We start from the raw sequence: 19638 nt of genomic DNA on the forward strand, positions 1-19638 counted from the left end.
TGAGTACTCACTCCCGTCGGAGATTTCTTCACTACTAATCTTAGTATGTTTTATAGCAAATTTACTTATTTCAATAGTCTTAATAAAATTGATAGTCTCCATTGTAATTGATACAATTCTAAATCATGTTCAACCACTATTAGCTCAGCTTGTAGATATACTTTATCAATACAATCTATATTTTCCTTTAGATTCATTAACAATGCTTCTGTATTAAAACTATTCATAACTTTAGATGAAAGCTGATTATCGATTTTTTCATTAATTAATACTTTTAATTGCTCACTCCCTGTTTCCTTATAAAGCAAGCAATATTTCAATAAACTTAAAAGCATTAGGGCACTATCTTTAGATATATCATCAATAATTGATAATGAAGTATAAATCAATAGCTGATATGCTCCATATGAAAGAAAAAATTTTTCTATTATTTCATAGTAATTAGTTGACGGAGAACTCTTCTCTAGTAACATAGTAATAAAAGATGAGATGATAAATATCTCAATAAAATAAAGTATTAAGTGTTTAAGTCTTTGATTATTAAATCTACTCATTAATTATACAATCTTCCTCTCTAGCAAATACAACAGCAAACGAATTAAGGCAAAACTAAAAGGAATTAGTAATTTTCAGTCAAAACTAAATCCTTTACTTAATTTATTTATCTAACTTTATGCGGTCAATAACTTTTTCTCAGTATGTTTATTTTATTATATTATCTTTGTCTTATTCCACAATTGTATAGTCACCACTTTGTAGTAAACTCAGGACTTTATTTACAAATTGTGTTGAAAGTAATCCTTCAATATTAGCACCATGAGTCTTAAAATCTTTGTCAATTTCTTTAATTTGTAAGTTAGTATACTTTTTAGCCTTTTGCTCCGAAATTGGTAAATGGAAACTATACTCCCCAATTTCATAAAATAAAAAATATAGATATTTTTTTCTACCCAACTTATAATCAAAAAATTCTACTTCTATAGACTCCTCAGAATCCTCAGAATCCTTAACAGAGTAACCACTTTTCCAAATGATATCATTACTTTTTTCTTGCAATAATTTATCATAGTCTTTTTCAGTACTAAATACTCGTTTTTTCTCTTCCCCTACATATTGTTGATGGATTAGTGATGGTTCAAACACTGTTAACAATTCTTCTTTCATCGTATAGTATTTTTCCATCTCACCTTCAGCATTTTCAATGTTTCTTTCTGTATACGGATTGTAGCGATCGTGTTTAAATTTTCTTATTTTATCACGATAATTTTTAGCTCGCTTGTTTACAGAATATATACATCCTGCAATCATCTCATTCGTAATTTTTTTGTCATTTACCAACTTAGTATATTTTTGGGGAGTTCTCATATTATTAATCCTTCCATCTCTTACTTTAAAATATGCAACAGTAAAAATTATTTTCCCATTATATTAAATAGTCTATTATTTCATTTTTACTTAATTATCTGTTTTATTATATCAAATATCGTTCACCTTGTCTTTTTTGTACTTTTCTACCATTCCCCAGAGCGTATGATTCGCTAAATCCGCTACAAGATCATACCATTCATTAAACAAGAATGATTTAAGCAACATATCAAGTGCATAATTCAAATTTAAAATCTCATCCATCTCTCTAATCTCAAACGTTTTTTTACAATGGCAAGAGTGATAAACTACAATTCTCAATGTATCATCGACAAAAGCGAACTCTAGTTCTTGGTTATCTCGAGATAAATCTACATAGAAGTCATCTTCGTAAGCATTGAAGTTGATAACAATATCCATCTCTTCTCTTTTCTCAATCAGATCACCCACTATTGTCATGATTTGTTTATTAATATATTTTTTTACAGTTTTCATTTTTTACACCTTTCTTAATTTAACTTAATATTTAATAGAACTATTCCGTATCAAATTGGTCAAGTTCATAGCCTAGCCTAATCTCTAAAAAAGAACATTTATCATATAGTTAACCTCCTTGTTTACAATTTTAGTATGTCAGAAAAGTTGAATTTTAAAAAAATCAAAATTATTTTTTACTTCTCAAAAATAATCGTAGTTTTTTTCTTAAATATAAGTTCACTTAGCTCTTTTATATTTTAAGTTTTTGTTATATCTGTAAGCGGTGAGCCCAAAAATCGTAAGTAACTTTACTTTTAGTAATTATATATATTTTTGCCTCTCTACTTTTGTAACTATTTAGTATGTCAGAAAAGTTGAATTAAAAAAAACAAAATTATTTTTTAATAAAGAACCACAGCTCAAAGATTATACAGAAATAACCTAACTTTTGAAGTATTTTAAAAGAGCCGCTAATGAAAAGCGACTCTTTTTGTGATTCTATAAAACGCCTATTCTTCTACTCTCGATAATAAACATCCGTACCATCACTGACATGATTTTTACTCCAAAAAATTGACTCTCTTCCATCTTGTCCCGACGGAGTAAATACAATTGGTGTCTCACTAATACCTTCTGATGTTTTTGTAACGGCTGTGAGGTTTTCTCCTTGGACGGCGAACTTATCAAAAACTACATCACCCGCAGGATTACCATTCACTTGGGTCAAGCCATTGGCATCGAAAGTAATACTATTACCTTGTGCATTTCTCCAAGATCCTTTAACACTTGAAAAATTACCTGTTTGAATTTCTTGAATGTTCATACCACTAGATTCCGATTGAGTTTGTTTCTCACCTTCTATTCGTTCCGTATAATCAAGAGCAATCCATCCTTGACCAGATTGTAACTTCCCCCAAGTGTAACCTTCTGCACTTGTTGTTTCCGAAATAGTGTGAATACCTTGAGATATCTTGCCCAGAGACTGAGACTTAGCACTAGGTTCTTTGCGTATTTCCAAATCCGATATTTGCACACGAACCTGAAAACCAGTTTCTGACTTAATATCCTCACTCTGACTAGAAGATTTCATATCACTTTCTTTTGAGGAAGTCGTTGAACCTTTATCAATTGATTCCCACTTTAAGTTTTTGAGATTCAAAGCCGTAGACGAAATACCTAGTTCTTCTTCGATTTTCTTCTTATCATTCATTTGTATCGTAGTTTCTTTTTGCTTATTTGGGAAACTAGCTTCAACTTTGTATAAAGCTAGGTTTACTTCCGGATTCGATGACTGCCAGGCAGCAAATACCACCTGACCGTTTTCATAAGCAGTAAGAGATGAACGTGCCCCACCAACAGAGGCTGCATAAGCTACATGTAACAAAGTAGGTTGACTATTTTTTAGATAATAGATTGCAGAAATATAATCTTGTTTACCGATTAATAACTCGTCCTGTCCATCTTTATCTAAGTCTACAAACGCATATTGAAAATCAACTGACGTTCCCGAATGCCCTAAATTATCAATGAGCATATATTCTTCAGATGTAGCTTCGACCTGTTTTAAGGCTTCAGTTAAACGACTATCATCACCACTATTTATTGCTTGCTGATAAGATTTATAACGATCTAAGACCGTTTGAAATGATTCCTGTCTATTCTTCTTTAATTCTTGCTTACTAGACGAAGATGATTGCTGTGTTACCTGCTTCATTTGATTAGAGCCACATGCAACCAAGGTCAAAGTACTCAGGCTTAAAAGCGATATCAGTATCCATTTTTTCATATTAAATTCTCCTGTTCTTTCAATATTTTTATTTCCGCTAAATGTTTTGATTTGATTACCCACCACTACTCATTAGCAAATTTTCTACAACTTAACGTTGATCAAACTAAAATATAGGGTAGCAATAGTTAGTAAATCTTTCAATAGGTCAATATTATTTGGAAGATTCTATATACAAAAACCATTTCAGCAAAATAGGACTCCGTTGAAGAGTTCAATGAATCTTCATAAGAGTCCTATAACTATTTATTGTTTTTCATAGGTGGCATCGTGAAGTGCATAACTCACATTAGTATTAGTGAATTCAAAGAAAATAGATTCAATCTTTCCTGTTGAAAGTTCACCCTCAGCTTTTGGACCACTTGTTGCCGTAAACTTAATTTTATCACCCGCAATTCTCCAAGTACCTGTTCTAGATTCACCACTTTCTTTGGTAATTTTTAGGCTCTTATTTGATTTCAACTCAATTGTTACGTCATTTTCACCGTCGTACCAAGTCCCGACGACCTGCTGTTCCGGAGACTTTTCACGAGTTAAGAAATATGCTCCTACACCAATACCTGCTAGTGCGATTACAACAACAGAAACAATAATTAATACTTTTTTCATTTTATATTCTCCTATTTATTATTAATAAAACTTAGTTTTTATTCTCAACTTCTCTAGAATATGGAAGTAATTGTAATTGAATTAAGGAAGTGATTCTTTAGTTATGTCATAACTTCTCACTCAGTAAAGCAATTTAGAAACTGTAATTTATAACTTCTTCTTTCTCATCACTCCTGCTAGGGCAAGAAACGTAATTCCTGAGAGCGTATAAACCGCTGTCTCACCTTCACCTGTTTCAGGTAATGATGCTTGATAGATCGGCACGCCGTGTCTCGAAACAACATTATCGGTAATAGTACGGACAGCAGTTCTGACGTTTCGGGAAAATGAAGAGTTATAACCTACTATTTGTCCATTTTCATCAAGGATAGCAACAGGAGTTCCTCCTTTTTGAACAATAGCTTCATATTGAGCTTTTACTTGTGCTTGTGTATAAGCTTCTTTTACAGCTTCATATTGAGCTACTGCATCACGCTTATTGATAAACAACCGTTTAAGTTTTTCAGTTTCTTTATCAAGAATTGATTTAGCTTCTTTATGTTTTTCTACTGCTAATTTATAAGCAACTTTAGCTTTTTCTAAATTACTATCAGCATTTTCTAGTTTGCTAAGGTAGTCTTTTGTTTCTTGAAGTTTAGTTTGAAGAGATTTAATCTCGTCTTTGATTTTAACTTCATTCGCTTTCAAAGCGTTCACTGTTTCTTGAAGAGAAGCAAGTTCTTTTTCATCTTTAGCTTTTTGAGCTTTAAGTTCTTCCAACTTAGCTTCTTCATTTTGAAGTGTTGCTTTAGCATCCGCAAGAGCTTTAGTTTTAGTTGCAACATCTGAGCTAAGATTATTAACAGCTGTTTGAGCATTAATTAATCTTAGCTCAGCTAATTCACGCGCCGAAGTCGCTTCAGCCAATTTTACTTTAGCATCAGGTGTAAGGTCAGCAATTGCTTTGAGTGAAGCAATTTTATTGCGAGTTTCTGAAAGTACTTCATTAGCAAGTTTATTTTTAGCCTGCGCAGAATTTAATTCTTCATTAGCGACTTTGTTTGCGTTGTTGGCTTTTTCTTGTGCTACTTTCGCATTGGCAAGAGCTTTAGTTTTAGTAGCAACATCAGCGTTAAGATTGTCAACTACTTTTTGAGCGTTACTGAATCGACTTTCTGCATTCTTACGTGCCTTAGTAGCTTCATCTAACTTAGCTTTCGCATCAGGTGTGAGATCAGCAATTGCTTTGAGTGCGTTCAAAGTTTTTGTTGTGTTAGATACAGCATCCTGAGCTACTTTATTTGCTGCCAATGCTGTGGTCAAATCTTTCTGAGCTGTTTTGTTAGCATTATCCGCAGAAGATTGAACAGCTTTAGCTTCAGCTAATTGAGTTTTTACAACTGAAGAGTCAAATGGATTAGCTAATATTTTATCAGTATCTGACGAAGTGTGATTGAAATGAATTTCATGCATCAATCCAAGACCTTCTGGTGTTACGCTTGTTGCAGCACCAATATAATTTGGAGCAACCTTACCGTTTTTATAGTCAGGTTTTCCTCCAACTGTTGTAATGATATGTGCATAATTCTGATTGTAGTCACTACCAAAAGTATTGATAATAGATTTATAAATACCTTTATACAAAGCTGACATTGTAGTTGGTTTAGCTTTGATGTAACCGAGGTTTTCTGCCTTCCAATGCGTAGTATCGGTTCCATCATTAGTTAGTGCACTAAGAAGATGGTCGCCATCAGGATTTGACATGTTCGAATAAGCAGTTGTGATATTCTTCATTGCCGTAACAACATCTTCTGTTACAAGGACTTCTGAATCACCCCAGATAGTTTTTCGCACTTGTTGAATCAAGCCTGCTTGATAAAGTGAGAGGTTAGCAATTTGTTCTTTTGTTAAATTGCTAAGATCGTTGATTACAGTATCGTCAGCAGGATAGTTGTTTTCTTTGCTATAATCACGGTTATCCCACCAAGTTTGAACAGCATCAAAGAGCTTATCCTTGTTTGCTTCTGTTTTATCTTCATAGAAGTTTCGATAAGCACTTGCAACTTCTTCTGGAATTTCAATAGAGCTAAGATTTTCTAGACTAGTTAGTTTATCTTCCAAACGTTTTACAGCTTTGTCTGCTTCTTCTTTTTTAGACTTAGCATCAGCCGCAACAGCTATAGCAGCTGTCAATTCTGTTGAAGTTCTCGAAGCTACATTTTGTTGAGCTGTCAAAGTTTCTGTCAATGCTTGGATTTTAGATTTTTTATCAGCATCAATTTTTTGAGCTTCTTTCAACTTTCTTTCAGCCTCTGCTTCGGCATCTTTTTTCGTTGCCAAATCAGTTTGAGCATTGTCTCGCTCTGAGATGATTTCTTTAGCTCCTGTACCTTCAAGTGCTGCTTGAGCATTAGTTACAGCAATATTAGCATTATTGAGTTGCTCTTTAGTCTGTTTAGCCTTAGATTCAGTATCACTCAAAGTTTTAGAAGTGTCTTCAACAGCTTTAGCTTGAAGTTTTTCATCTTCTTCAGCTTGTTCAAGTTTAACTTTTTTATCAGCATCAGCTTTCTGTACTTCTTCTAGCTTGCTTTTGGCATTAGCTTCCGTGTCTTTTTTCGCCGCCAAATCAGTTTGAGCATTATCTCGTTCTGAGATGATTTCTTTAGCTCCTGTACCATCAAGATCTTTTTGAGAAGTTTCTACTTTGGTTTTAGCATTTGCTACATTAGTTTCTTGAGTAGTAATCTCTGTTTGATCACTGTTAACAATTTCAGTTTGTTTGTTAACTTTATCTTGAGCTTTAGCAGTCTCAGCTTGAGCATTCTGAAGTTGAACGTCTTGATTTTCGATTGCTGATTCTGTTTCACTAATATTTTGTTTAGTTTTATCAATTTCAGCAGGAGTGGCCTTGTCTTTGATAATTTGAGCTTCATCAAGAGCTTCCTTAGCCATAGCTTCAGTTTTTTCAGCTTTTTCTTCTTCAGTGATGGCTTGCTTAACTACACCTTGTTGAGCGTTTACTGCTTGTACCGCTACACTTTGCTTGTTCTCAGCTTCTTTAAGAGCTTGAATAGTTACTTTAGAACTTAAGGCATCAACTTCTGTTTTTGGGGCTTCTTGTTGATTAGCATTCGCTACAGACGTTAATCCTGTCGCTGCAATCACCGTCGAGACGCTAGCCAATGCCTTAATAGCCTCTTTCTTTTCCATTAACGCTAAAACTCCTTTTATTTTCAATAAATTATACAATTCCTATATTGTAATGTTTACATTATATAACTTAAAAACAACCTTGTAAAGTTGTTTTTAACCTTTTAAGGTGTTATAACCAACCTTTTAAGGTTGTAAAATAAACCTTGCGAGGTGGTTTATGTCAAATCTACAAGAATATATCAGTAAGCGTATTAGAGTCTTACGAATAAAAGAGGGAATGACCCAAGAAATGCTTGAAGAAAAAGCTGAATTGGGGACAAATTACGTTTATAAAATTGAAAATCTAGAACCTAACATTAAAATCAAAACTCTTGAAAAAATTATGAAAGCCTTAGATGTGGATATCCCCACTTTCTTTGATGTCACACTAAAAGAAGAAGATAGCGATTTGGTAAAACTTATTGATAATTTAAAAGCGTTGCCTGCGTATAAACAAAAGAAATTAATCAAAGCTATCAATACTATTATGACTGAAACAAAATAGCAGAACCTTTTTGAACTGAACAACTACTTTAGGTTAAAATATAATTTAAGTAAAAGACTTATCTCTATGCAAGATAGAGATAAGTCTTTTTAGCTTTCTTTATTTATCATTGTGATATACAAATTGATTTTTATTCCATACAAAAGTACATCCTTGTTTCAGAAATTTACAGATTTGTATCTTATCTTCAAAAGTTAATTTCATAATAAAAACACCCCAGAAGTTAGATCTTTCCTGTCTAACTTTTGGGGTGTAGTTCAATATTGGGTTTCGAACCTCCGTAAAGACGCTTCATTGCGACTATTGCCAGTATAGTAACCTACTTTATCGTACGGTTCATACCCTAAAAAGTTGACAACACTGCTTGAAATAGATCATCCATGGCTGTTTCAATAGAAGAAGGGTAAAATTCATCAATATCTTGCTTCTGGGTTAGGAAGTTAAGCAATTATATGGTAAATTGAGTCATAGTAATAAATCTTCTTCTAGTAATGTCTCACAACTCTACAATAACGTATTTATCCCTTTTTGTGTTTATACAACTTATTATATACTACCATTTACCATACTAGTATTTAAAAAATTACGTTTCTTTATTAATAAACTGAGTTTCAACCAATTCTTTATAGAGCTTATTCCTCGATAATAATTCTTGGTGAGTGCCACAGTCATCTACTTCACCTTCACTAATTAGATAAATTGAATCAGCATTCTGAATAGTAGATAATCTATGAGCTATTATTAAGACGGTCTTTCTCCTAGATAAATCTTTAATTAATTGATGAATTTTTGACTCATTTATACTATCCAAATTTGATGTAGTCTCATCCAATAATATTATGTCATTAGGGGAAATTAAAGCTCTAGCTAATGATAACCTCTGTTTTTCACCACCACTCAAAGTGATTCCAGACTCCCCGATTACTCTATCTAGTATTTCTTCAGAGGGAATATCTTGAAAAAGGTTAACTAAATTTAGAGCATGTAAGCAGTCAAGTCTTGAGACATTTTTATTAGCAATTTGTAAGTTCTCTAGTACTGTTCCAGAGAAAATTGAAGCATTTTGTTCTACAAAGGTTATATTCGAACGAAGAACTTTAATAGGCAAATCATAAATATTATTTCCATACAGTTCTATTGTTCCATCATCAAAATCATAAAATCTTTCAATAAGCTCAAATATAGTTGTCTTTCCTGAACCGGATGGTCCAACCAAAGCTGTTACTCCTGGACCATTAACTGAAATATCAATCTTATTTAGAATATTTTTATCAAAATTATCATTATATTTAAAGCTTAATTTTTTAATTTGCAAAATCTGATTTTCTTTTTTCTCAAGAACGTCTAAAGAATTAATATCCTCCTCTATCGGAAGTTCCAAAGCAACTTTAATCCTCGAATAAGCTCCCAATCCCTCATTTATTGATGCTAGTACTCCTCCTAGCATTGCAGCTGGAGTCAGTACTAACATTACGTACATTATAAAGGCGCTTAGACTTCCAATAGATATAACCCCTGTTGCAACTCTAATTGCACCAACTCCAATTATTATTATAAGCATTATTTGTAGTGCTATGTTAGAGAAACCACTTATAATAGATTTAAAAATAGCCACTTTTTTCCCAATCTTTGTCGCACTAGTTACAACACTACTCATTCTTTCAACAAAAACATTTTCCGATAAAAATGCACGAATTGTTCTGACACCTCGCAAAGTCCGCTCTAACTCAGATGATAATTCTCCAACTACTTCTTGTAAATCTTTCGCAATAGGCCTAGTTCTTTTACCAAGTAACAAGCCACATATTAAAAGAGAAAGAACTGCTAGCAGAGATAGACTAAACAATTGAATATCAAGATAAAACATCATAATCAATGCAAATAACATTGTAAATGTTTGTGACACCAATTCTACTATTCCTTGACTTAAAATCCCCCTAAGCTGAGCTGTATCCGTGCTCAATATTGATGCTAAATCCCCAATTTTTCTAGTATCAAATACTTCAATCTTATACTTGATTGATCTATTAACAATTTGAATTCGTAAACTATTCACTAAATTTTCACTAATACTCTCCAATATATACTGCTTAATTGAGTTAAGGATTGCAGATGACAATACTATCATAGAGAATAAAATTACAGTTTTTTTCAAGATGGTATTGTTAATATTGTCAATAATTTTTGAAAGAAGTATTGGTTGAAGAATTGATAATGTCGACGCAATTAGAGCAATAATCAAAGCAATACTTATAGATATTTTATGTGGTTTTAGTAATCTTAAAAATTCCCTGAAAGAGACTTCTGAATGTTGTTGACTATCCATTATTAAACCCCTTTTTTATTTTCAAATAAATCAACAGTAATACCATAACATTCCAAAACAACAATACAATATGACTAGTCGAAAATACTGAAGTTTTGAAACTTTCAGAAATCGCTTCATAATATATATAGGGTGATGTGGCAGGCAATACCCTTTCAATATATGGCAAAACTAGTATTGGGAATATCAATAAAGTAGCTAGTGCTACCATTGAGCTTTTGAAAAATAAAGTTAAATAATAGGCGATAGAAGAACACAAAGTAGTACTCAAAATATAAGAAATTAATACGATCAAGTCAATTCCTTTAATCTCTCCTTTAAAAAGTAAGAATAAAACGATAATCAAAAATGATAGAATTACTTGTAATACACAGTCTATCAACTCTACTATAATTATTTTTTGTGCACTGATATTTTTGTTTCCATTTAATAAGTATATTATTTTAGATTCTGGATTATCTACTTCCGTAGAACCATTTATCAATCCACCTATCATAAATAAATAAGATGCAATTATCAGTATTTGATTCATTGATAACACCACATAATTATCATTGATTTTAAATTTTATTAAACTAAGAATACAAGAAAGCAGAATAAGTGATAACAGACTTAAAATTTGTAGTTTCACCGCATTCAGACTATATTTTTTATAAAAAAGAGCACATACTGTTTCATCCATAATTCTTGTCCCTCTGATTTTTATACCAATCTTTAATATACATCATAATAGTTACTATTGATGCTTGAGACAATAATAACAACAAACCATATACTTCCGAAGTATTGTTATTTTCTACTCTCCCAAATGCAAATGACTTTGCACCTATTAAGGGTAATAAATTTTCAAGTGTTGGAGAGACAACTCTTAGTATGCCTGATAGAGTTATAATAAGAAGACTTACAATAACAATGACAGATGGAATAGGCTTCCTTGTTATTTTTACTAAAAGCATTGAAAGCAATGTCAATGTTATGGAAAAGATAATAATTCTAAACGTTACCTCTAAAATAAGACCTATATTAAGGTAGTCCTGTAATCTTTCATCTAACATCACATAGAGCATTGCACTATTTATTAGAGATAAAATAACAGTAAACGTACTGGCTACAATTATTGCAGAACAAATCTGGCCTGTTAAAACCGTATGCCATTTTGGTGTAAGTAATTTAGTTAATGATTCCTGACCAAATTTGTACTCTGTAGATAGAACCAGTGCAAACAAGATTGGAAAAAATAGAATACTTGATTGATAAGGAGAAGATAATATCGCATCTCTTACTGTTTGAGCCTTCGTTAATTGACTAGTCATATCTTCGAGCTTAACAATCTCTGTATTACCATTTGCTATCGCATTAATTACTTGAATATTTTGAAAGGTAAAGAATATACTGATTCCAATCACAATTACTACACCCATCCAAAAAAGTGGCAAGGACAGGATTTTATATAGTTCACTATGCGTATTTTTCATCAAGTTTACCTCATCTCGTTTCTAACAGATCTAAAATATGCTTCCTCGAAAGATCCATACTCTTCAAGAACATCTTTACTGCTACCATCGATAACGACTTTACCATTAGATAACCCTACAATTTTGTCAACTGTAAGTTCTAATTCATTCATATAGTGACTTGTGATTAGAACAATTTTATCGTCCTTTACAAATTCTCTTAGAAATTCTCTAACCCATCTAATTCCATCTGGATCAAGTCCATTAATCGGCTCATCCAAAATAAGTATTTTAGGATTTGCTAAAATAGCCGTAGCCAACCCCAGTCTTTGTTTCATTCCAAGAGAATAGTCTTTTATCTTTTTATTACCAACATCCTGAAGACCAACGATTTTTAAACATTCTAAACACCTCTGCTTACTTATACCACTAGTTAAAGCAATCCATCTCAAGTGATTATAGGCCGTCCTTGTGGGATTTGGTTGAAAACTATCTAGAAATGTCCCGACATATCTAAAGGGATATTTCCCCAATTCACCATAATTTTTTCCGTCAAAAGTTGCTCTTCCTTCATCTGTAGAAATCAGCCCAAGCAATATTTTTAGTAACGTTGATTTCCCTGACCCATTTGGTCCAATCAACGCTGTCACCTCCCCTTCGTTTGCTGTAAACGAAATTTTTGAAAGAACAATTTTTTCTCTAAAAGCTTTACTAACATTTTCTATTTTAATCATTTACCTTTGTCCTCCTTTTACAAATAGGATTTTTTGAAAGTTAGATAGGTCCATCTCTTCACCGATTGGTATTCCATCGACTTCCACCCATGCATGAGCTATGAAGGGTGATACTTGGAAACCTGAAACCCAATCTGGAGTTCGTCTTGCTATTATTCCCCGTAGCATAACTGCGACTGACCTTTGTAAGCACCCATTACCTGCACACCTAACATTAATTGAATTTATAGACGTACGCCAACTCTCTACCTCCTTCGGAAGAGCCTTTCGAGTATTTTTACTTAGTTTCTCGATAACTTCAGACAATTTCTTAGGAGGTAGTTTAATTAGAAAAAATGAAACATTGGCACAAAATAAAGCTGTTATTTTGTTTTTTACTGACAATTTAGTTCTCTGCTCCATTCTAACTGGTGAACTCATTTAATTTCCTCCAAAACCTTTAACTGCTGTAATTCCTCAATAATTTCTTTATAGTCTTTTATAACCTGATATAACTCCACTGAATAATTGATAGAGACATTTTTGCAAAAATCTTCAAGTGTGACTCCTTTAATTAAGGAAGCTAAAAAATCCGTAGTTAATTGATCAAAATGGTAATACTGAGCATCATTAGAATTCAAAACAATACTACTACCATCTTCTGTTTTGCTAATATTAATATTCGATGACAACCTATATTTCATACTCACCCTCACTTTCACAATAACCTCTCAACCAAAATTCAATAATTTGAAGCCTCATAACATTTTCTAACAGTTCTCCATCCGCACTAAATTTATTGAGCGACTCTAACAGATCAACCCTATCTACAAGTCCTAACTTATAAATCAGACATTCTTCAGAAAATATTTTTTGTAATATCTTCTTACGCTTACTGTATTCTGTAAATGTCGGTTTGCTGTATTCCCCTTTATCTCTTCTCTGAAAGTATTCAAGAGACATAGAGCTTGGACGTATCTCCGCTAACATAGGTTTAGTCACTTTTGCGTTAAATCTTTCGTCAATATTATACTTTAATGCTGATTCTACAATGTCATAATTTGTATACGGACTTAAAAATCTAAAATACTTATCAGTTGGCACCATTGCATTTAAGTCTCGTTGCAAGAGAGTATGACTTTCAATTTCTTCAAGAATTTTATGGATAGATTTATCATCAGAATATGATTCAATATCTTTTTCAGCATAAGAGGTTGCACATCTTGTAATTAAATCTCTTGCTGTTTGGGTTACAAAACTTTCAACTGACAGAGTCGAAATCCATTTAGAACTATACTTAATATCAAAATCAACCTGTTCAACCTCCTGACAAACTAAATTTCTCAAATTGTCAGATAAACTAGTGTTGTCGGTCAATGACTTAAAAAACTTAAAAAGGTTGAATTTATTTAACCTTGCAAAACCGTATAAATTTCTTATGCGATTTGGATAGTTAGAATGATATAAAGACCAAGCCATAGTAGATAACGGACCAAACAGTTCATCACCACCATGACCATTTATATGGGTACTTATATCATTCTCTAGCCCAATTTCAATAATTTTTCTAGCTAAATTTATATAGCGAAACGATTCTGAAGGACCAAATGGAAGTGCATTGTATATCGCTATCGGATCTAAAGTGCTCAAAGTAACTGTGCTACTATACGGCAAAATCACGTGTTCTGCTGAAACATCCCTGCTTGCTCGATTTGACCAGACGACATCACTATCAGCACCATCCTCTGGAGATAGAAAGACTGTATTCAATTCTATTCCTAAATTCTTACAAAAATAACAAAGAGAAGTCGAATCCAAACCACCTGATAAATCTGCACTAATTTTTGGTTGGTTTTCCAGATATTTTCGTAATACACTATTTAAATTTTTACTCAACTCTCCTGCTACTCCAGCAATAGTTTTATTTTCACCATTACTTCTCCAAGGAAATACCTGTTTAACCTGTCCTTCTAAGGATACAAGTATCTTTCGACTGTTTACAAGTTTCACGTTATCCCATGGGGTCAACTCAGTAAATGGATAGACGGTATCAAAGTTTACTATACGTAACGCAAAATACGTTCTATTTAGTTTTTGTTTTGTAAAACTAGCAATTAATTCTGGATAAAATGAAATAAATAATTCTTCATCCTTTTCTAAATAATATATTGGATTATGATTATTAAAATCACCACCGATTACAAAGTGATTCTCTTTTGTGATTGCTACAAAAGATGCATTCTTTTTTAGCTCAAGCAGATTACTCTCTATCATTTCAATGTTTAAGTTTTCTTTAGCCAAAAATCTACCAATGTCTTCAGAATTTTTATGGGGTTTTACTATCATTAATAAATTATCAGCAGTATAGGTTTTAAGTTCTTCTGAAACTACCAGTTCGTCTATCAATGTATCAGTAGTAATGATTTGATTTTTCGATAAAATAACATTAACTTTCATTCATAATTTATGTTTTATACCAATTATATAAATAATAAGCAGAGTTGCTCACCTCCGCTTATTATCTATATTCTATATATTATCCCCAAGGCCAGTGGATAACGATCAACGCACTAAAGCCAAGCAAATCGCGCTCACGTGCTTTACCTGCACCATTTGTCAAAGTACGGTAGTTACCGATTTTTGTAATAGTTGGTTTTTGGTACATAACAGTTTCCTTTCTATTTTTCCATAACAATTTCTGAACAACAAACTGTGTAACTCTGTTAAACCATGAGCAAATTAATTTAACCTACTTCACATGTTGCTGTTTCAGAGACATTTTTTTCTATCTCTAAGAAATTATGTTACAGAATAAATTTTTAGAACTAATAGTCACTATTAGTATAGATGATAAACTATCATCTACATTTTGTATTGTACAAAGCAAATATCAAAAAAATATCAGAATTTCTGATTTTCAAGTAAATTATTTTGACCCAATAATCCCTTAGTTCCTTAGTATATGGTATAATACTCTCATAATTTACGAACGTTCGTCTAGAATATCGTATCTAACACTACCACATTCACTTACATTCTGGTGAAAGCTGGTATAAAACATCTCAACATCATAAAAAAATGACTAACTGTTGTGACTGGAGTCGTGTTTGAAACTGGATGAAATATGTAAGGAGAAGGCACTTATGAAATATAAAATCCTTGTTATAGATGATGATAAATCCATCTTAAGGTTGGTTCGAAATGTTTTAGAGAGTAAAAACTTTGTCGTTGATACGCTAACATCTATTCCAGATATTGATATATGCCATTTTATCGGCTATGATTTAATTATTTTAGACATCATGATGCCGCACAGTGGAATTGAAATTTGTAGGTATATCCGAGAATTTATTTCTGTGCCAATCATATTTCTAACAGCAAAAAATTTGGAAGAAGATGTTGTATGTGGCATACAGTCTGGTGCAGATGACTATATCACAAAGCCATTCAGCATTCCAGAATTAGTAGCAAGAGTACAGATGCATATCCGTAGAGAAGTACGCAATAATAATTCTAATGAGATTCTACAATTCGGACCGATCACAATTAATAAAATTAAAGAAGAACTTAGGGTTGCGGATGTACATGTCCCCACTACAAAAAGAGAGTTCCAATTAATTTTGTTACTCTCCAGCAATCCAAATAAAATATTTTCAAACGAAGAACTGTTTGATTATCTTTACCCTCATGATTCTGAAACACAGGGAAGATCAATTACAGAGTATGTATACCAAGTCAGGCAAAAATTAAAACCTTATGAACTTAATCCTATCAAAACAATCTGGGGAGGTGGATATCAGTGGAGAAGTCTTTAACTTTTAACCAACTGGTTAAGCAAACATATTTTAAGATTTTAAGACAGTTCCTAATTAATCTTTTTTTATTTTATTTGTTACCGATGTTACTTACTGCATTTACCAATATTACTGAAAAAAATGCAGGGGCATTTACAATTTATTTCAGCACAGCTTCTTGGATTTATATTAGTCTAATTTTACTTTTTAGTATTACTAAAAATATGAGGAATCTTCTAGAAAAGATAAAACAAGAAACAATTATCGTATACAATCAAAGTTTACTGGGCGATACAAATGAAAATAACTCAGCTAAGTTAACCCTGATTGAACTGATTGAAACCCGACAAAAAATTCAGGAAATGCAAGCAACAATAAAAAAAACAATTCAATCTGAAAAGCAGCAAAAACAGGAGTTAATGTTTCAAGTATCAGCTGCAGCACATGATTTGAAAACACCATTAACAGTTATTCAAGGAAATGCTCAATTTTTACAATCTATGGATATTCCTGGAAATATTGAGCAATGTTTAGAAGATATTGAACTTGCCAGTCAACAACTTAATCTTTACTTTAACCAACTCATAAATTATTCTAAAACATTCTATAATGATACTTCAAATTGGGAGAGTTTGTCTTCAGATTACTTATTTGAATTATTTGAACAAGAAATTAAGTTAATTACTGATAAAAAAGCTGATATTCAATTTTCAAACAACTTACCAACCTCTATTTATTTAACGCTTAACCTAAACTTATTTCTAAGAGCTATTCTAAATATCATAAATAATGCTATTGACCATTCCCAAAGTAGTTATCCAACAATAAAAGTAAACTACAAATTTATAGATAATCAATTTTACATCTCAATATGGAATAGCGATTCTTCATTTACAGAGAATTTACTCGAAAAATATGGACTACTATTCTATCAAGACAAACAAGCAACAAATTCAGAGCAACGAAGTAATTTTGGTATCGGATTAGCATTTGTTAAGAGGGTAGCTAAGATTCATGGAGGACAAGTAAATTTGAGTAATTATAATAACGGTGCTCTTGTCACTATTTGCATACCAGTCTAGGATATACTTCTCGTACTACTGATTAAATGAAATAAATTTATGACCAACCGTCTAATGATTGATATGATAGCAGGTCTCTTTAAGACTACTTTCTTTTATTCTCCTCACCTGTAAACGGATTATATTCCTCAAAAAGACTGAGCTGATCTGCTATCACGTCTTCTTGTAATTGATTACGAATATATTCTTCAATTCGCTTCTGATTTCGTCCAACCGTATCAACATAAAACCCTCGACACCAAAATTTGCGATTCCCATATTTATACTTCAAATTAGCGTGTCGGTCGAATATCATTAAGCTACTTTTACCCTTTAAATATCCCATAAATGAGGAAATACTTAGTTTCGGTGGTATACTCACCAACATGTGAATATGATCTGGGCATGCTTCTGCTTCATGAATTTCAACGCCTTTTCTTTCACATAATAACCGTAAGATTTGACCAATACTTGCTTTGTATTTCCCATAAATTATCTGACGTCTATATTTTGGGGCGAAAACAATATGATACTTACAATTCCATGTAGTATGTGCTAAACTATTATTATCCTGTCTCATCAGGGGTCCTCCTTTTGTATATTAGTTAGTGGTCGGGAAACCTTACCTAATATAACACTTTAGGGGGACTTTTTTGATATATCGCTATACCGCTTTTGTGCTAAGAAGTTTAGTAATTCTGTGGTAAACTGAACCATAGGAATAAATCTCTTTCTAGTAAGGTATTGCAAATCTACTATAACGTATTTATTCCTTTTTGAGTTTACATAACTTCTTTTATACTACCTAAACAAAACGTTTATTATGATAAAACATCGAAAAACTATTTAATCGGATGATAAAAAAATAACCTCAAGTACAGTTTACATGTACATGGAGGTTAGTGCACCTTTTCGATATTAAAAAAGTAATCTAGATATCCACTAATGTCATTAGTAAATCCCGCTAATGACTTTTTTATATCAATAACACCTAATAATTCGAGATGTTCATTGAATATTCTTTTATAATCCACATTTGCGGTCAATAAAATAATTTGTGCACTAACGTTACTCCGCCTAATTTTTTTGACTCTTCTTCCATAGTTACATCTCTGTGTAAGTGTGATAAAATATAGACAATTGGTTGCTGTAGTAATTCTTAACGAATTAAAATGATTACTAATTTTAACTTTTAACTTATATTTTTTTATATACCTTTTTACAGTAATCAACAACCAAAAGTGCTTTACAATATTGAGCATACTTCTCCTCCAATTCTATTTTTATTATAGCTTGGTTATACCGTTTAATTAGTCAAATATCGTAAACGGTTCATTTATTGTCATCTGTGGTAAAAATATACTAATAATGATAGTTTCTAGACTGTTTACGACATACCAATTTTATTACTCCTATCATTACTTTTACAATATTAACTTGGAGAAGAAATATGGATTTTTATTTAGATGTTGTAAAAATGTATTGATTAACCCTAGGAAAATATCATTCTTATCTAAAACAACAACCATATAATTTTAATGCCGGAAAAGGCTTCAATATCTTTTGTTTTAGGAGAAATAAAACACAGTTACTAAATATTTTAGCGAATGAGGAGTACACTAATTGTTAAATATTTTTATTTTAGAAGACGAATTTTTACAACAAACACGGATAGAGACCGTTATTAAGGATGTTATTGCAAAAAAATCTCTAAAATGTAAAGGACCTGAGATTTTTGGAAAACCTAGCCAGCTACTTGATGCGATTACCGAAAGAGGTTCTCATCAACTTTTCTTTTTAGATATTGAAATTAAAGGAGAAGAAAAAAAGGGGCTAGACATTGCAAAAGAAATTCGGAAAAAAGACCCTAATGCAACAATTGTTTTTGTAACAACACATTCAGAATTTATGCCAGTCACATTTAAATATAGAGTTGCTGCACTAGATTTTATTGATAAAGCTTTGGATGATGAAGAGTTTTATGAACGTGTTCTTTTAACAATTGAATATACCATGGATAAAATGGGTGCCACTATTGCCCAAGATTCTTTTACTTTTGAAACAGCTACGGCCCATGTTCAAGTGCCTTTTAACAATATCTTATTTTTTGAAACGTCTCCAACAATACATAAAGTTATTTTGCATACTAAAGAAGAACGCATGGAGTTCTACGCCAGTATTTCAGAAGTTGAACGAGCTGATGACCGCCTATTTCGATGCCATCGTTCATTTATCGTTAATCCTGAAAATATCGTTAGGATCAATAAAGAAGATAAAGTGGTAATGTTTGAAAATAATAATGAATGTCCCATTTCGCGTACGAAATATAAGGGCCTCCTAGAAAAAGTTAAATCTCTGAAAAGCTAAGGTGTTT

General features: G+C 32.1%; 19 protein-coding genes and 1 pseudogene. 4 read left to right on the forward strand and 16 right to left on the reverse strand.

What is annotated here, in order from left to right:
* Nucleotides 1-65: 65 nt before the first annotated feature.
* The 6 genes from RWZ99_RS01760 to RWZ99_RS01785 all read right to left on the reverse strand — a co-directional run bounded on the left by RWZ99_RS01760 (nucleotide 66) and on the right by RWZ99_RS01785 (nucleotide 7429).
* On the reverse strand, nucleotides 66-554 hold the full coding sequence (locus RWZ99_RS01760; RefSeq protein ID WP_175063631.1) for a hypothetical protein: 489 nt from the start codon (nucleotides 552-554) through the stop codon (nucleotides 66-68).
* A gap of 172 nt (nucleotides 555-726) precedes the next feature.
* Nucleotides 727-1365: a hypothetical protein gene (locus RWZ99_RS01765; protein ID WP_014634067.1), complete on the reverse strand. Its 639-nt coding sequence runs from the start codon at nucleotides 1363-1365 to the stop codon at nucleotides 727-729.
* Between the two features lie 111 nt (nucleotides 1366-1476).
* Entirely contained in the window at nucleotides 1477-1860 is a 384-nt protein-coding gene (locus RWZ99_RS01770; protein WP_014634066.1) for a hypothetical protein, read from the reverse strand.
* Nucleotides 1861-2359: 499 nt separating this feature from the next.
* The gene (locus RWZ99_RS01775) at nucleotides 2360-3691 is read right to left on the reverse strand and encodes a DUF6287 domain-containing protein (RefSeq protein ID WP_194184045.1); all 1332 of its coding nucleotides are present in this window, start codon (nucleotides 3689-3691) and stop codon (nucleotides 2360-2362) included.
* 183 nt (nucleotides 3692-3874) lie between these two features.
* On the reverse strand, nucleotides 3875-4237 hold the full coding sequence (locus tag RWZ99_RS01780; RefSeq protein WP_003097334.1) for a hypothetical protein: 363 nt from the start codon (nucleotides 4235-4237) through the stop codon (nucleotides 3875-3877).
* Nucleotides 4238-4384: 147 nt separating this feature from the next.
* Nucleotides 4385-7429 (reverse strand): SEC10/PgrA surface exclusion domain-containing protein, encoded by a 3045-nt coding sequence (locus RWZ99_RS01785; protein WP_014634064.1) that lies wholly within the window; start codon nucleotides 7427-7429, stop codon nucleotides 4385-4387.
* 160 nt (nucleotides 7430-7589) lie between these two features.
* Between RWZ99_RS01785 and RWZ99_RS01790 the strand changes: the two genes are divergently transcribed.
* Complete coding sequence (locus tag RWZ99_RS01790; protein WP_014634063.1) at nucleotides 7590-7916, forward strand: helix-turn-helix domain-containing protein; 327 nt, start codon at nucleotides 7590-7592, stop codon at nucleotides 7914-7916.
* Between the two features lie 260 nt (nucleotides 7917-8176).
* Here the strand turns inward: RWZ99_RS01790 and RWZ99_RS01795 are convergent.
* The 9 genes and pseudogenes from RWZ99_RS01795 to RWZ99_RS01835 all read right to left on the reverse strand — a co-directional run.
* Nucleotides 8177-8364 (reverse strand): annotated as a pseudogene (locus RWZ99_RS01795) (transposase); the annotation flags it as partial.
* A 135-nt stretch (nucleotides 8365-8499) separates the two neighbouring features.
* Nucleotides 8500-10242, reverse strand: a complete 1743-nt coding sequence (locus tag RWZ99_RS01800) for an ABC transporter ATP-binding protein (RefSeq protein WP_014634062.1) — start codon at nucleotides 10240-10242, stop codon at nucleotides 8500-8502.
* On the reverse strand, nucleotides 10235-10924 hold the full coding sequence (locus RWZ99_RS01805; protein WP_014634061.1) for a hypothetical protein: 690 nt from the start codon (nucleotides 10922-10924) through the stop codon (nucleotides 10235-10237). The genes RWZ99_RS01800 and RWZ99_RS01805 overlap by 8 nt, the downstream gene beginning before the upstream one ends.
* Complete coding sequence (locus RWZ99_RS01810) at nucleotides 10917-11717, reverse strand: ABC transporter permease (protein ID WP_014634060.1); 801 nt, start codon at nucleotides 11715-11717, stop codon at nucleotides 10917-10919. The genes RWZ99_RS01805 and RWZ99_RS01810 overlap by 8 nt, the downstream gene beginning before the upstream one ends.
* A gap of 5 nt (nucleotides 11718-11722) precedes the next feature.
* Nucleotides 11723-12430, reverse strand: a complete 708-nt coding sequence (locus RWZ99_RS01815) for an ABC transporter ATP-binding protein (RefSeq protein WP_014634059.1) — start codon at nucleotides 12428-12430, stop codon at nucleotides 11723-11725.
* Nucleotides 12431-12850, reverse strand: coding sequence for a lasso peptide biosynthesis B2 protein (locus RWZ99_RS01820; protein ID WP_041826654.1), 420 nt, complete (start codon nucleotides 12848-12850; stop codon nucleotides 12431-12433). It abuts the gene before it with no gap.
* Nucleotides 12847-13113, reverse strand: coding sequence for a hypothetical protein (locus tag RWZ99_RS01825; RefSeq protein WP_314676005.1), 267 nt, complete (start codon nucleotides 13111-13113; stop codon nucleotides 12847-12849). Before RWZ99_RS01825 ends, RWZ99_RS01820 begins: the two co-directional genes overlap by 4 nt.
* Entirely contained in the window at nucleotides 13103-14866 is a 1764-nt protein-coding gene (locus tag RWZ99_RS01830) for an asparagine synthase-related protein (protein ID WP_014634057.1), read from the reverse strand. Before RWZ99_RS01830 ends, RWZ99_RS01825 begins: the two co-directional genes overlap by 11 nt.
* Nucleotides 14867-14945: 79 nt before the next feature.
* Nucleotides 14946-15074, reverse strand: a complete 129-nt coding sequence (locus tag RWZ99_RS01835) for a lasso RiPP family leader peptide-containing protein (protein WP_014634056.1) — start codon at nucleotides 15072-15074, stop codon at nucleotides 14946-14948.
* Between the two features lie 478 nt (nucleotides 15075-15552).
* On the opposite strand from RWZ99_RS01835, the gene RWZ99_RS01840 reads away from it, so the two are divergent.
* Together RWZ99_RS01840 and RWZ99_RS01845 are read left to right on the forward strand one after the other, a co-directional pair.
* Nucleotides 15553-16224 carry a response regulator transcription factor gene (locus RWZ99_RS01840; protein ID WP_014634055.1) on the forward strand — a complete coding sequence of 224 codons (672 nt, stop codon included), beginning with the start codon at nucleotides 15553-15555 and terminating at the stop codon, nucleotides 16222-16224.
* The gene (locus tag RWZ99_RS01845; protein ID WP_314676008.1) at nucleotides 16209-17285 is read left to right on the forward strand and encodes a HAMP domain-containing sensor histidine kinase; all 1077 of its coding nucleotides are present in this window, start codon (nucleotides 16209-16211) and stop codon (nucleotides 17283-17285) included. Before RWZ99_RS01840 ends, RWZ99_RS01845 begins: the two co-directional genes overlap by 16 nt.
* 85 nt (nucleotides 17286-17370) lie before the next feature.
* On the opposite strand, the gene tnpA is transcribed toward RWZ99_RS01845, so the two are convergent.
* Nucleotides 17371-17844 (reverse strand): IS200/IS605 family transposase, encoded by a 474-nt coding sequence (gene tnpA, locus RWZ99_RS01850; protein WP_314676010.1) that lies wholly within the window; start codon nucleotides 17842-17844, stop codon nucleotides 17371-17373.
* A 1043-nt stretch (nucleotides 17845-18887) separates the two neighbouring features.
* On the opposite strand from tnpA, the gene RWZ99_RS01855 reads away from it, so the two are divergent.
* A complete protein-coding gene (locus tag RWZ99_RS01855) occupies nucleotides 18888-19631 on the forward strand; it encodes a response regulator transcription factor (protein ID WP_270537031.1) in 744 nt (247 codons plus the stop codon).
* The last annotated feature ends 7 nt before the right edge of the window (nucleotides 19632-19638 follow it).

This window comes from uncultured Streptococcus sp. (assembly GCF_963545685.1).
GTDB lineage: Bacteria > Bacillota > Bacilli > Lactobacillales > Streptococcaceae > Streptococcus.

Excerpts from the sequence above, each read along its gene's own strand:
- RWZ99_RS01770 (WP_014634066.1), bottom strand. The coding sequence starts at position 1,860 with ATGAAAACTGTAAAAAAATATATTAATAAACAAATCATGACAATAGTG.
- RWZ99_RS01840 (WP_014634055.1), top strand. The coding sequence starts at position 15,553 with ATGAAATATAAAATCCTTGTTATAGATGATGATAAATCCATCTTAAGG.
- RWZ99_RS01820 (WP_041826654.1), bottom strand. The coding sequence starts at position 12,850 with ATGAGTTCACCAGTTAGAATGGAGCAGAGAACTAAATTGTCAGTAAAA.
- RWZ99_RS01760 (WP_175063631.1), bottom strand. The coding sequence starts at position 554 with ATGAGTAGATTTAATAATCAAAGACTTAAACACTTAATACTTTATTTT.
- RWZ99_RS01815 (WP_014634059.1), bottom strand. The coding sequence starts at position 12,430 with ATGATTAAAATAGAAAATGTTAGTAAAGCTTTTAGAGAAAAAATTGTT.
- RWZ99_RS01810 (WP_014634060.1), bottom strand. The coding sequence starts at position 11,717 with ATGAAAAATACGCATAGTGAACTATATAAAATCCTGTCCTTGCCACTT.
- RWZ99_RS01785 (WP_014634064.1), bottom strand. The coding sequence starts at position 7,429 with ATGGAAAAGAAAGAGGCTATTAAGGCATTGGCTAGCGTCTCGACGGTG.
- RWZ99_RS01790 (WP_014634063.1), top strand. The coding sequence starts at position 7,590 with ATGTCAAATCTACAAGAATATATCAGTAAGCGTATTAGAGTCTTACGA.
- RWZ99_RS01800 (WP_014634062.1), bottom strand. The coding sequence starts at position 10,242 with ATGGATAGTCAACAACATTCAGAAGTCTCTTTCAGGGAATTTTTAAGA.
- RWZ99_RS01825 (WP_314676005.1), bottom strand. The coding sequence starts at position 13,113 with ATGAAATATAGGTTGTCATCGAATATTAATATTAGCAAAACAGAAGAT.
- tnpA (WP_314676010.1), bottom strand. The coding sequence starts at position 17,844 with ATGAGACAGGATAATAATAGTTTAGCACATACTACATGGAATTGTAAG.
- RWZ99_RS01830 (WP_014634057.1), bottom strand. The coding sequence starts at position 14,866 with ATGAAAGTTAATGTTATTTTATCGAAAAATCAAATCATTACTACTGAT.
- RWZ99_RS01765 (WP_014634067.1), bottom strand. The coding sequence starts at position 1,365 with ATGAGAACTCCCCAAAAATATACTAAGTTGGTAAATGACAAAAAAATT.
- RWZ99_RS01780 (WP_003097334.1), bottom strand. The coding sequence starts at position 4,237 with ATGAAAAAAGTATTAATTATTGTTTCTGTTGTTGTAATCGCACTAGCA.
- RWZ99_RS01835 (WP_014634056.1), bottom strand. The coding sequence starts at position 15,074 with ATGTACCAAAAACCAACTATTACAAAAATCGGTAACTACCGTACTTTG.
- RWZ99_RS01805 (WP_014634061.1), bottom strand. The coding sequence starts at position 10,924 with ATGGATGAAACAGTATGTGCTCTTTTTTATAAAAAATATAGTCTGAAT.